The following is a 12,497-nucleotide window of genomic DNA, read 5'->3' on the forward strand; positions in this document are numbered from 1 at the left end:
GAGATTTTTTTATCTCTATTTATAAGTTTTTCTTACTATATTTTTTTATTAATTTTTGTCAAATAAGCTAATCAATGTAGTTTGTTTTAATACTATGATTTTTTCCCTTTAATTCTTCTTTAGGATAACCTAAAATTAATCCGTGAACCGGGTAAAAATCTTTTTCTATATTTAATTTTTCTATAAATCTTGCTTTTTTATCGAATCTTTCAAACATTCCTCTTATATAACATGAGCCTATTTCAAGATCTGTTGCCTTTAAAGACATATTTTCTATAATGCAGGCTGTATCTTCAAGTCTTGTTACATGTCCATCCTTTGCTGAAATTATTATTAAATACGGAGCTGAATAGATTGGATTTGCCTTTGGATCATTTACAATCTCTCTTGCCTCTTCTAAAATTTCATTTATAAATTCTTTGTTAGTAATTACACTTATGGCCATATTTTCGTATTGACTTTTTCCAACTGGGGCCTTTACTCCAGCCTCTACTATTTTTTCCAAGTCTTTTTTTTCAATTTTTTTATCTAAAAAAGCTCTTGTTGAAACTCTTTTATCTATCACCTTATCAAATTCCATAAATATCTCCCTTCTCTTCTTTATATTATTATACTATAAATACTTTTAGAAACTCACTTTTTACCTTCATAAATTTTATTTATTTATGGTATAATTAATTTAAATAGGAGGGTTTGATGAAAAAAATTAGTAAATTTTTCTTAAGACTAGCATCGATTTATTATTTATTTATAAGTCTTGGGCTTTTTTTGATATCATTATTTTCTTTGTTTGTCGATAGAAAATATGTTTTTGCTATATTTGATTTGTTAGGATTTTCAAATATTTCACTTGAAATTATAAAGCCTATATCTTTTGTGATGCTATTTTTAATCTTTTTAATAATTTCAAATATTACTTTTAAGATTTTTAAATCTATTAAATATAAAGAAAATTACTTGTTTGATATCTTTACTGGTTTTTTCTTTATCTTTGTTTCTGTTATTGGCCATGTCCTTATAAGAGATAGGATTTTTATTATTGCCTATGTTTTTAATTTTATCCTTATTGTAGGGGCTATGCTTGCTCTTAAGGAAAAAAGTGATACATACTATGATAATGAAGAAGATGAAAATAAGGAAGATGAATATATTACTTTTTCCGATTCAAATGAAGATTCTAATAAAGATCATGAAGACAGTGAAGATATAGTAAAAAAGGATGAGCTTCAAAGTTTTGATGATTTAAATGAAAAAGAAAATGACAATCAAGAAGATAAGGATACAAATCCTAAAGAAGAAATTAAAGAAGAGAAGGAATCTGATAAAAATAAAGACCAAGAAGATTTAGAGGATTCAAAAGATAAAATTGATAAAGATGAAATAAGAGAAAATACGAAAGAGCTTGATTCTTAGTGTTTTAAGGGATGTTGTGTTATTTATAATTTTCAACATCCCTTTTTTTAAAACTTATGAAAGGGTTTTTTATGAATGAAAAATATTTAGATATTTTAAGAGAAAATTATCCAAGTAGGACTAATTTGGTTGACGAGCTTATAAGCTTAAATGCAAAATTATATTTACCTAAGGGAACTGAGTACTTTTTTTCTGACCTTCACGGTGAGGCAAAGGCTTTTATTCACCTTTTAAGGTCTGCTGCAGGAAATATTAGGGATAAGACTAGGCAGTATTTCGGTGATACTCTAGTTAAAAAAGACCAAGATGATTTGGCAAATTTAATTTATAATCCTCAAAAAGAGCTACTTAGGTTGAAGGAAGAAAATATCATTGATAATGATTGGTATACAATAAATATCCACAGGCTAGTTAATTTATTTAGGTTTGTTTCTACAAAGTATCCAAAGGAGACTGTTAAGGAAAAATTCCCTACAAATTATAGGGAAATTATTGATGAACTTCTCTACACCAATGATTCTGAGTTTAATAAAAAACTATATTATGAGAAAATAATAGAAAATATTATCAAATATAAGTCAGCTGATGATTTTATTATTGTTTTATCGACTTTAATCCAAAGAATTTCTGTTGATAGCCTTCATATAGTTGGAGATATTTATGATAGGGGTCCGAGTGCTCATATTATTATGGATGAATTGATTTCTTTTCCAAGCGTTGATATTCAATGGGGAAACCACGATATGGAATGGATGGGAGCCTGTGCTGGAAACAAGGCCCTGGTTGCAGCTTGTATTTGTAGCTCTATTTCTTATAATAATTTTGATTTTCTTGAAGAAGGATATGGGATTAATTTGAGACCCTTGTATGAATTTTCTATGAAAACTTATAGGGATGATCCTTGCCTTTGCTTTATGCCTAAAGTTTTTGAAGAAAATATCTATGACAAGGTAAATAAGGATATTGCAGCAAAGATGCACAAAGCAATGAGCATTATTAGGTATAAACTTGATAGCCAACTTTTAGATAGGAATCCCGAATTTAATATGGAAGATAGAAACTCCTTAAAATTTATAGATTTTTCAAATATGACTTACAAGAAAGCCAAACTTCTTGATACAAATTTTCCAACTATAGATCCAAAAAATCCAAGTAAATTAAGTCCTGAAGAAGAATATATTATTGATATTTTGCAAAAAGAATTTTCTAAAAATATTATTTTGAACAAGCACATTAAATTTATCTACGAAAATGGATCAATGTATAAAAAATCAAACGGGTCCCTGCTCTTTCATGGTTGTATACCCATGGATAAGGATGGAAATTTTCAAACTGTTACAATAAAGGGAAAATCTTATAAGGGTCGTGCCATGCTTGATATTTTTGATAAACTTGCAAGAGATGCTTATTTTTCAAAAGATCCTTCCGAAAAACTTTTTGCCCAAGATATTTGTTGGTATTTAGTTTGTGGGAAAAAATCTCCAATTTTTGGCAAAAGTCAGTATTCATATTTTGAAAATTCCTTAGTTGATGATAAGGATTTGAAAAAAGAAGAGATGAATCCATACTATGATTTAAATAAAAAGGAAGAAATTTGTGATAAAATCTTAGATGAATTCGACCTAAAAAGTGAGAGAAGAAGAATTATAAATGGTCACGTTCCTGTAAGAGTAAAGGAAGGAAAAAAACCTGTAAGGGCAAATGGAAAACTGTATGTAATAGATGGTGGAATTTCTAAACCCTACCAAAAAAAGACTGGCATTGCAGGTTACACTTTGATGTACAATTCTCATCACCTAGCCTTGGCAGAACACCTTTCCTATACAAATATAAGAGATAATATGGGCTCCTATACCCCAAAAATTTATGAAACAGAAAAATTAATTCCAAGAATGCTCATAAAAGACACAGATCAAGGTCAAAAAATAAAAAGTAGGATTGAAGTTTTAACAGAACTTTTACAAGTGATTGATGAAGGGAAAAATTTTAAGTAAAGAAAAAATCTTCAAGTTTATGCTTAAGCATACTTGAAGATCTTTTTATTTTCTACTTTTTATCTTTTTTTGCTACAAAGAAGTAAGCGAGTCCTGCTACAACTAATACTATTAGGACAATTCCTACAGATTTTACTCCAGTTCTTACAAAAGAACGACTTCTTTTTACCTTTGGACCTGATGATTTTTGAACTCCTATTTTTTTTGCTCCTACTTTTTTTAATGTTGCAGAATCTTCATCATCTTTTATAGCCTTTTCTATTTGAGACTTTAATTCATTTATCTTATCCATACCAAAATCTTCACTTTTATCAAGCTTTTCTATAAGATCTTCGTATTTTTTTTGGTCTTCTTTTGATAATTTTTCCTTGTTTTCATTATAATAAGTAAATAACTTATTATATGCTTCAAGATTTTTATCACCATCAAGTTTATCAAAGGCTGAATTATAATTTGAAATTATTTGATCTACATTTTCTACCTTTTCTTTTTTATCTAGCTTATTATAAGCATCTTTTACAGCTTGGATTTTCTTATCAAAATCTTGCCTTATAGCCTTACTAGCTTTTTTATAGTTTGTAGATTCTTTTGTTGATTTTTCGCCATCCATTTTCTCTTCAAGCTTCGCCATATTTGAAAGTCTATTTTTTTCTTCTTCAACTTTTTTATTATAGGCATTAACCTTAATATTTAAATTCTTAATAGCATTATCAACTTCATCAAGTTTTGCATTTTTATTTTCTAAAACAGCCTTTTCATTATTTAGGTCAATTTTAAAATTTTTATTATCTTCTATAGCTTTTATAGCTTTTTTAAGCACATCTTTGTGAGATTTTAAATCTTTATTATAAATTTCAATAGATTTTATTGTATTTTCTATCTTATCTACAGCTTCAAAATATTTGTCATAAGTTTGGTAAGAATCTTCATAAGATTTAATTTTTTCTTTTAAATCATCAGATAAATTATCAGCCTTTAAGCCATCAAGTTCTTGTTTCAACTTATCATACTTATCTTTAATATAAGAAAATTTAATATCATCAATTGTTTTATTTATTTCATCAATCTCATCTTGACCTAGATTTTCGGCAGTTAAATCTTTTATCAATTCCTTATATGTTTTTTGATCCTTTTCATCCAAGGCCTTAAATTCATCTGAGTCTACGAATTCATTTGCATAAGCTACAAATTCTTCAGGACTTACTTCTTTTTCTTGTTTTTCTTGGCTTTCTTCTGCATATACTAAATTAATATTATTTGAAACTAGGCTTGTTGCTGGTGCAAAAATTAAGGATAGTCCTAATCCCAAAGCTAAAATTTTATTACTTTTTTTCATTATTCCCCTCTCCCGTTTAACATCTATTATTTATTATAACAAAGTTTTGGATAAATTTGTAGGATAATTTGAAAACAAAAATAAAAATTGTGTTATCATATAGAAAGAAACGATAATAGAAAAAAGAGAGGAAAAAAATGCAAGACTTACACTTACATTCAAGTTTTTCTTTTGATTCAAGTGCCGATCCAGAAGAAAATGTAAAACAAGCTATAAAAAATGATATAAAAATAATGGCCTTCACAGACCACGACGAAACTTTTTGTAAACATGACCAAACTTTAAATTTTGATTTAAAAAAATATTTTTCTACTATAGATACTTTAAGAGAAAAATATCAAGGTCAAATAAAAATTCTAAAGGGAATAGAAATAGGTTTAGGCCCAGATAATGCTGATAAGATAAATGAATTTATAGATAAAAATGATTTTGACTTTGTAATTGGATCAATCCACGCCATGGATTTTCAAGATATTTGGCAAAATAGAAAAAATATAGAAAAAGATCCAAAATATCATTTTAGAAAATACTACCAATGTATGCTAGAATCTGTAAATAAATGTAATAAGTTCAATATTCTTGGCCACATTGATTTTATTGATAGGTTTATTAAAGATAAAAATGTAATCCCAGAATTTTCTTTCTATTCTGACTTAATTGATGAAATACTAAAAGAAATAATAAAAACAAATAGGGGCATAGAATATAATACAGCAGGATTTAGGAATAATCTTCCTCATGCGAATCCAAAAGATGAAATTTTAAAAAGATACAAAGAATTAGGTGGAACAACAATAACAATAGGTTCCGATTCTCACTTTAATGATACAGTATCTTACAAAATATATGATGGCATAGACCATCTAAAAGAATTGGGCTTTGATCACCTATCATATTTTGAAAATAAAAAGGAAAAAATTATAGAAATTTAAAAGGCTCTAAAGAGCCTTTATTCATACATTTTTTTATACTCAGACACATCTCCCCTGTGGGTTACAATATTGTAGCCTGCTTTTTTTATCCTAAGTTCCAAACAATTTCTACACTCAGCAGCCTCATCTCCAGTACATATCTTATTATCATATAAAGAATAAAGCTCTCTATAAGAAGTAGGAGATAAATTTGGCATTAATACATTAGCTCCTGCCTTTAATCCTTCCTCCCTACCAAAAGGATTTATAGTTCCAAGGGCAGTTGTTGCAGGGATCAAACAATAAGGAAACATAAGCCTTAAAATCGAAACTAGCCTTAAAGTTTTTTTGTAGGACCCATTTTCCATATCCTTAAATGGAGTGTCGTGTTGAGACAAATATGGGCCGATTCCAATCATATCTGGTTTTAATTCTTGCAAAAATCTCAAATCCGAAATCAAATCTTCATCTTTTTGATAAGGAGATCCAACCATAAATCCTCCCCCAACTTGAAAGCCAATTTCCTTTAAATCAAAAAGAGCCTTTCTCCTGTTTTCAAAAGACATTTCCTTTGGATGGAGTTTGTAATAGTGATTTTTATTAGAAGTTTCTTCCCTTAATAAATACCTATCAGCTCCAGCATTAAAAAATGACCTATAAGCTTCTTTTGATCTTTCTCCAATAGATAAGGTGATGGCAGAATCTGGGTGAATTTTTTTAATTTCTTCAACAATTTTACAAATATCCTCGTCTTTAAATTTTAAATCCTCCCCACCTTGGAGGACAAAAGTTCTGTAACCTAATTTGTAACCAATTTTTGCACACATAATAATTTCATCAAAAGATAGTCTGTATCTTTCTACATTTAAATTAGATTTTCTAATCCCACAATAGTAACAATTATTTTTACAAAAATTCGAAAATTCAATAAGACCCCTTACGTAAACATCCTTACCATATATTTCTTGCCTTACCTTATCGGCTTTTTTTGCCAAATATTCATTATATTTATCATCGCTAATCAATTCCAAAAGTCTTTGATCAGTAAAATTTTCTGCTTTAACAAAGCTCATATTAATCCACTCCTTTGTACATTCATCTATTATAACAAATAATAAATTTTAAGAAAAATCAAACGGGTATTAAAATTTTAAAAAATATTTTATTTCTACATATTTACCACACAATCATAAGTTATTATAATCCTTGTAAAAATGAGTTGTAAATATTTTGTAACTAATGTTACGAAATAGAAAAAGAAATAATAAAAAAAACTATAAATAGTTACAATACATTAAAAAAATACATAAGGAGAGTAATCATTATGACAAACTTAAAAAAATATGCCCTAGCAGCGGCAATAGTAATACCGACAATTTTCACAGCATCTAACAAGGCAGAAGCTTCTGTTGCAGTTAAAGATGAAAACAAAGCACACGTTGTAAATGTTAGAGAAAATGCTGGATTAGATTCAAATGTAATTGGTGGAATCAATGACCACACAGCTTATCAAGTAATTGGATCAGAAAATGATTGGTTAAAAATAAACTATAACGGAAAAGAAGCATTTGTTGCAAGATACTTATTTAATGTAACAGAAGAAGCTAAAGTTTTAAGCCCTGCAAACTTTAGAAGTTCTGATGATTTAAATTCTGAAATTTACCAAGTTCTTAATGCTGGAGACGTAGTTGAAGTTAAAGAAATTGCAAAAAATGGTTATATAAAAGTTGCTTTTGAAGGAAAAGAAGGATATGTATACAGCAACCTTCTTGAAGTTTCAGACCACATTATAAACAATGCTATGGGAAATGTTGAAGCAGAAAAAACAGAAAATAAAAACCAAAAAGTAGGTCAAAATAATACTAAGGCAAATACTCAAGCTTCATCACAAACATACCAACAACAAGCTCAAACTTACCAACAACCTGCACAAACTTACCAAGCACCTGCTCAAACAACTTACACAGCAAACAATTCATCAGCTAAACAAATTATAGCTCAAAGAGAATCTGGTGGATCATACAATGCTAGAAATGGTCAATATATTGGTAAATATCAATTATCTTCAGCTTACTTAAATGGAGATTATTCACCAGCTAACCAAGAAAGAGTTGCTGATCAATATGTAGCTCAAAGATATGGTTCTTGGGATAATGCACTTGCATTTTGGAACAACAATGGTTGGTACTAAAATTAAATAAGATATAAATTTAAAACTTCAAGCTTAATTGCTTGAAGTTTTTTTCTTGGAAAATTTTGTTTTAATTAAATATTTTTTTATATCAAGTTTCTATTAAATTCTAATCTGAGTAATAATGATATTTCTAGACACTAAAATCCATTTGCTTAGCAAATTTTTCCGTGCTTATGAAAACTCATTTACTAGGTAAATTCTTCCGTGCTCTCACACTAGTTTTCAGGATTTATAACCGAAATCAACGGTTATAAATCTGCACTAGTTTTAGGGATAAATATGCCAAATCAAGGCATATTTATCTGCTCGAGATGGAGTTTCTTAGTTTTATTTATTTTTTATAGATCAAAAAATCCTTCTTGGTATTTTTTTATTACTTTTTTGTACAAGAATACTATGGTAAGGACAATTAATGCCATTATAAATAAAAATACAAGGTAAATATTTGTAAATTGGTAAATTATAAAACTTATGGCTCCTACTATTATTAGGATAAATCCTTCTACTATATAGTAACCAATATTTTGTGATGATCCTCTTGTAAGGTCTCTTTCCTTTTCCCAGTGAATGTTTATTGAGCTTGCATCCATCAATAGACCTTGTAAGGATGAGATAAGACTTGATAGGCTAAATCCTATAAAAATTGAAATAGCTGCCAAAATATTTATTTTTGTAATAAGGCTTAGGACAATCGTTAGAGATAAATTTATAAGAAAATTTACTGTATTTATGGATAGGGCCCTTGCTAGTACATTTTCTTTGGGGCTTATTGGCAAAGTCAAAGTTTGGTACAGACTATCTCCTTCCCTTGATAGGGATGAATTTATTCCAATATCATTTGCTGATACAAAAAATCTAAAGACAAATGATCCCAAAATTATAAATAAATATATTTCTTTGTTTTTAAGATTTACCTCTTTTATTAGTTCAAAAAGTCCACTTGACCCAAATCCCCACAAAATTGTAAGCATTATTATTGATGATAATACTGGAAAAAGATAAACCGGACTTTTTAAAATTGTTCTTAGATCTTTTTTGTAAATAGCATGTATAGTTGATGATTTCTTGTAGGAAAGATTTTTACTTTTTTTGTGAATTTTAACCTGTTCATTTCCTGTTAAAGAATCAAGATAAATTTTTGATGCAAGCCTTGAAAGGATAAACAAAATTATAAAGCTATATAAATATAGTAAAAAGCTATACAAGAAAAAATCACCCAAATTTCCACTCAAACTTTTCCCATATAGTCTTGTATGAAAAAATAAGAATGAAGCCTTGCCCGCATGTTTTACAAATATTTTCATTAAATTTGAAATTATACTAGCTGACTTTCCCTCTTTTGCAAAGGCTGAAAAATAAATAAAACCAAGCCCAAATAAGGCTAATCCATAGCCTATAAATTTAAAAATTGTTTTGTAATTTCTTAAATTTGAAAATCTCATTATTAGCATTATAGGAATTGAAATTATGGCAAGAGATGTTACAAATATTGGAAAGACATTTATTATTTGTCCCAAAATTCTTATAAAAGAAAAGCCCATATTAAATAAATAGACTCCTATCATCAAAATATAAAAATAAAAAATTTCAAATTTTGATAAAATTATTGCCAAAAATTTTGATAAGTATATCTCCTCATCTTTTATTGGCATGGTCATCAAAATATTTATATCCTTACTTTTGGAATAATCTGAAATCAAATCCACAGCACAAGCTATTAGCAAAAAGACACTTATTATTAATGATCCAGATGTAAAATAAGAAAATTCATCATTTTTACTTAAATAGAAAAAGGCTAAAAAGGCAAAAGTAGAAATACCAATAATAGTATAAAATCCATACATTAATATTAGGTATAAAACTCTTAAATTATAGTCATTTGGAAGTCCATATACTTTTGTCCCTGGCAAATATTTAGAAATTTCCTCCTTAAAAAACTTCTTAAAAAGTACTTTTAATCTTTTATTTTTCATCAGTAAGCTCCAAGAATAATTCTTCTAAGGACTTATCTTCATCAAGACTTTCCCTAATTTGATCAAGACTTCCTTGGGCGACTATTTTTCCATTTGAAATTATAGCAATCCTGTCGCAAATATTTTCAGCAACTTCCATTATATGGGTTGAAAAGAAAACCATTTTCCCAGCGTCTTTTCTCTCTCTCATTATTTTTTTAAGATTAAAAGAAGATTTTGGATCAAGACCAACCATAGGCTCATCCAAAATCAAAAGGTCTGGGTCATGGATAAGAGATGAAATTATAGCAAGTTTTTGCTTCATGCCATGAGAAAATGACGAAATCAAATCAGCCATAGCCTCTCTTATATCAAAATAATCAAGGTAGGTATTTAGCCTTTCATTACGTGTTTTTTCATCAATCCCATATATATCTGCCACAAAATTTATGTATTCTACCCCTGTAAATTTATCAAATAAATCAGGATTATCAGCCAGGTAGGAAAATTTATTTTTATAAAGAAGCGGATCATCCTCAAGTTTTATTCCATCAATTTTTATCTCTCCCCTACTTTTTTTAATCAAACCTACAATCGCCTTAATTGTCGTTGATTTTCCAGCCCCATTTGGCCCCAAAAATCCAAAAATTTCTCCATTATTCACATCAAAAGAAATATTGTCAACAGCAAGTTTTCCATTTTTGTATTTTTTTGTAAAATTTTTAACCTCTAACAAAATTTCCTCCTTTAATTAAAAGTTATTGTATATTTACCCAAAATAAAAAATCCCACAGATAATCTGCGAGATTTTTATTAAATTATTTAATTGTTACAATTTGTTTTTCGTACTCATCGTGAACCTTAACAGGATCGACTGTTATACGAGCAATATTAAAGGCGTGGTCACCAATTCTTTCTATTGTTGATGCTATATCAACAAATACTGAACTTGCCACTGTAGATATTTTTTCTCCTTCTGTAAGTCTTTTGTAGTGAGACCTTCTTAGATTTTGTTCTAACAAGTCAAGATTTGACTCATCTTCTTTTAAAGTTTGATAAAGGGTCATATCTTCACTCTCAAATACTTCAATAGAATTTACATAGTTATTAATAACCAAATCGTAAATTTTATTTAAATCTTCCAAGGCTCCCTCATTATATTTTTCCCCAGCCTCGTTAATTTCATCAAAATATTCTCCAAGATTTTGAGCAAGGTCTGAGACTCTTTCTACATTTATCTGAACTTGTAGATAATTATGAATATCACCTTCAAGCTCGCTTACAAGATTTGACTTTGAAATATCCAAAATATATTTTTGGATTTTTGTATCCATCTCATTTACCAAGGCCTCTGCTTGATTTACAGTTGAAAGATCATTTTTATCCCTAGAATTTAGATAATTCCTAGAAGCTTTGATAGTTTCAAGGGCAATTTTACTTTCCTTAATAATAGCAGTTTTAGCTTGGTCAAGTGCTGCAGCTGGGAAAGTATTAATCAAGCTTTCCTCAAGATCAATATCAGAAACGTCTGAGAAGATTGAATCTTTTCCGGGAATAATTTTGTGAAGTACAATTGATACTTGCTTAATAAGTGGAACAAATAAAATCATACCAACAAAGTTAAATGAAAAATGGCCAACAGCTATAGTCATCATTGGATTTAGAGAAAACTTATTTGCAACAAAAGATATAAATCCTTCATATGGAACAAGTATCAATAAAAATATAGTTGATACTATTACATTAAATAAAACATGGAATAGACTTGTTCTTTTAGCAGATAAAGACCCACCCAAAGATGCAAGAATTCCTGTTATACAAGTTCCAATATTAGCTCCAAACAAAAATCCTAAAGAGAGGTTTAAACCTATAGCTCCTGATGCGTACAAAGATTGAACTATACCAATAAATGCTGATGATGATTGGATAAGAGCAGTTAAAACTGCACCAACCAAAACAGCTATAATAGGATTTTTACCAAGATCTGTAACTATTTCTTCAAAGCCCGGTATGTTTTTAAGTTCAGAAAGACTATCTCCCATCATCTTTAAACCAATAAACAAAAGCCCAAAACCTATAAGAATTTCACCGATATATTTTCCTTTTCTTTTTTTAGAAAATAGAAAAATTCCTACACCAATTAGGCAAATAAAATAAGACAAATAGTCTAAATTAAAACCAATCAAAACAGCAGTAACAGTTGTACCAATATTGGCACCCAAAATTACGCCAATTGCTTGTTCAAGGCTCATAACACCTGCCCTAACAAAAGAAATGGCGATAACAGTAGTTGCTGATGATGATTGAATTAAGCCAGTAATAACAATTCCAACAAGTACTCCCTTAATAGGATTGGAAGTGTATTTTTCTACATATCCCCTTAGTTTAGGTCCAGCAAAATTTGTAAGGGCATCTCCCATCAAATTAATACCAAACAAAAATATTGCAAGTCCACCCGCAATCAGGTTCCATTGCAATGTTGATAATGCCGATAATTGCATAATTCCTCCATATAAATATATTAAATTTAAAAGATTTTACTAAAATCTTACCTAAATATAATATTATCATAAAAAATTCAAAACAACAATTGAAAAATTAATATTTCTTAGTATTCATAAAAATAAAATTATACAAATATTTTCCTATTTTTTATTTTAAAAATTTTTAAAATTATTTCAAATTTAAAATCAAAAA

At 28.6% G+C, this 12,497-nt stretch carries 10 protein-coding genes; 4 read left to right on the forward strand and 6 right to left on the reverse strand.

Annotation, left to right across the window (positions count from 1 at the left end; translation table 11 throughout):
- Nucleotides 1–67: 67 nt before the first annotated feature.
- Nucleotides 68–580: a nitroreductase family protein gene (locus tag CJ192_RS07885; RefSeq protein WP_102198392.1), complete on the reverse strand. Its 513-nt coding sequence runs from the start codon at nucleotides 578–580 to the stop codon at nucleotides 68–70.
- Nucleotides 581–696: 116 nt separating this feature from the next.
- Between CJ192_RS07885 and CJ192_RS07890 the strand changes: the two genes are divergently transcribed.
- Entirely contained in the window at nucleotides 697–1,413 is a 717-nt protein-coding gene (locus tag CJ192_RS07890) for a hypothetical protein (protein WP_004818638.1), read from the forward strand.
- Nucleotides 1,414–1,484: 71 nt separating this feature from the next.
- The gene (locus CJ192_RS07895; protein WP_004818642.1) at nucleotides 1,485–3,407 is read left to right on the forward strand and encodes a fructose-bisphosphatase class III; all 1,923 of its coding nucleotides are present in this window, start codon (nucleotides 1,485–1,487) and stop codon (nucleotides 3,405–3,407) included.
- Nucleotides 3,408–3,459: 52 nt separating this feature from the next.
- On the opposite strand, the gene CJ192_RS07900 is transcribed toward CJ192_RS07895, so the two are convergent.
- On the reverse strand, nucleotides 3,460–4,743 hold the full coding sequence (locus tag CJ192_RS07900) for a V-type ATP synthase subunit I domain-containing protein (RefSeq protein ID WP_102198393.1): 1,284 nt from the start codon (nucleotides 4,741–4,743) through the stop codon (nucleotides 3,460–3,462).
- 137 nt (nucleotides 4,744–4,880) lie between these two features.
- Here CJ192_RS07900 and CJ192_RS07905 point away from each other — a divergent pair, with 137 nt between their 5' ends.
- A complete protein-coding gene (locus CJ192_RS07905; RefSeq protein WP_102198394.1) occupies nucleotides 4,881–5,675 on the forward strand; it encodes a histidinol-phosphatase HisJ family protein in 795 nt (264 codons plus the stop codon).
- A gap of 17 nt (nucleotides 5,676–5,692) precedes the next feature.
- On the opposite strand, the gene hydE is transcribed toward CJ192_RS07905, so the two are convergent.
- Nucleotides 5,693–6,727 carry a [FeFe] hydrogenase H-cluster radical SAM maturase HydE gene (gene hydE, locus CJ192_RS07910; protein WP_102198395.1) on the reverse strand — a complete coding sequence of 345 codons (1,035 nt, stop codon included), beginning with the start codon at nucleotides 6,725–6,727 and terminating at the stop codon, nucleotides 5,693–5,695.
- Nucleotides 6,728–6,978: 251 nt separating this feature from the next.
- Between hydE and CJ192_RS07915 the strand changes: the two genes are divergently transcribed.
- Nucleotides 6,979–7,845, forward strand: a complete 867-nt coding sequence (locus CJ192_RS07915; protein WP_102198396.1) for an aggregation-promoting factor C-terminal-like domain-containing protein — start codon at nucleotides 6,979–6,981, stop codon at nucleotides 7,843–7,845.
- Between the two features lie 341 nt (nucleotides 7,846–8,186).
- Here the strand turns inward: CJ192_RS07915 and CJ192_RS07920 are convergent, their stop codons facing one another.
- The 3 genes from CJ192_RS07920 to CJ192_RS07930 form a co-directional block, all read right to left on the reverse strand.
- On the reverse strand, nucleotides 8,187–9,821 hold the full coding sequence (locus tag CJ192_RS07920) for a permease-like membrane multi-spanning protein (protein ID WP_102198397.1): 1,635 nt from the start codon (nucleotides 9,819–9,821) through the stop codon (nucleotides 8,187–8,189).
- Complete coding sequence (locus tag CJ192_RS07925; RefSeq protein ID WP_102198398.1) at nucleotides 9,811–10,536, reverse strand: ABC transporter ATP-binding protein; 726 nt, start codon at nucleotides 10,534–10,536, stop codon at nucleotides 9,811–9,813. Before CJ192_RS07925 ends, CJ192_RS07920 begins: the two co-directional genes overlap by 11 nt.
- Before the next feature lie 82 nt (nucleotides 10,537–10,618).
- A complete protein-coding gene (locus CJ192_RS07930; protein WP_102198399.1) occupies nucleotides 10,619–12,301 on the reverse strand; it encodes a Na/Pi cotransporter family protein in 1,683 nt (560 codons plus the stop codon).
- Nucleotides 12,302–12,497: the final 196 nt, after the last annotated feature.

It is taken from the genome of Anaerococcus hydrogenalis, assembly GCF_002871895.1.
In the GTDB taxonomy this organism is placed as follows: Bacteria; Bacillota; Clostridia; order Tissierellales; family Peptoniphilaceae; genus Anaerococcus; species Anaerococcus hydrogenalis.

Coding starts and splice junctions, on each gene's coding strand:
- CJ192_RS07885 (WP_102198392.1), bottom strand. CDS start 580: ATGGAATTTGATAAGGTGATAGATAAAAGAGTTTCAACAAGAGCTTTT.
- CJ192_RS07890 (WP_004818638.1), top strand. CDS start 697: ATGAAAAAAATTAGTAAATTTTTCTTAAGACTAGCATCGATTTATTAT.
- CJ192_RS07895 (WP_004818642.1), top strand. CDS start 1,485: ATGAATGAAAAATATTTAGATATTTTAAGAGAAAATTATCCAAGTAGG.
- CJ192_RS07900 (WP_102198393.1), bottom strand. CDS start 4,743: ATGAAAAAAAGTAATAAAATTTTAGCTTTGGGATTAGGACTATCCTTA.
- CJ192_RS07905 (WP_102198394.1), top strand. CDS start 4,881: ATGCAAGACTTACACTTACATTCAAGTTTTTCTTTTGATTCAAGTGCC.
- hydE (WP_102198395.1), bottom strand. CDS start 6,727: ATGAGCTTTGTTAAAGCAGAAAATTTTACTGATCAAAGACTTTTGGAA.
- CJ192_RS07915 (WP_102198396.1), top strand. CDS start 6,979: ATGACAAACTTAAAAAAATATGCCCTAGCAGCGGCAATAGTAATACCG.
- CJ192_RS07920 (WP_102198397.1), bottom strand. CDS start 9,821: ATGAAAAATAAAAGATTAAAAGTACTTTTTAAGAAGTTTTTTAAGGAG.
- CJ192_RS07930 (WP_102198399.1), bottom strand. CDS start 12,301: ATGCAATTATCGGCATTATCAACATTGCAATGGAACCTGATTGCGGGT.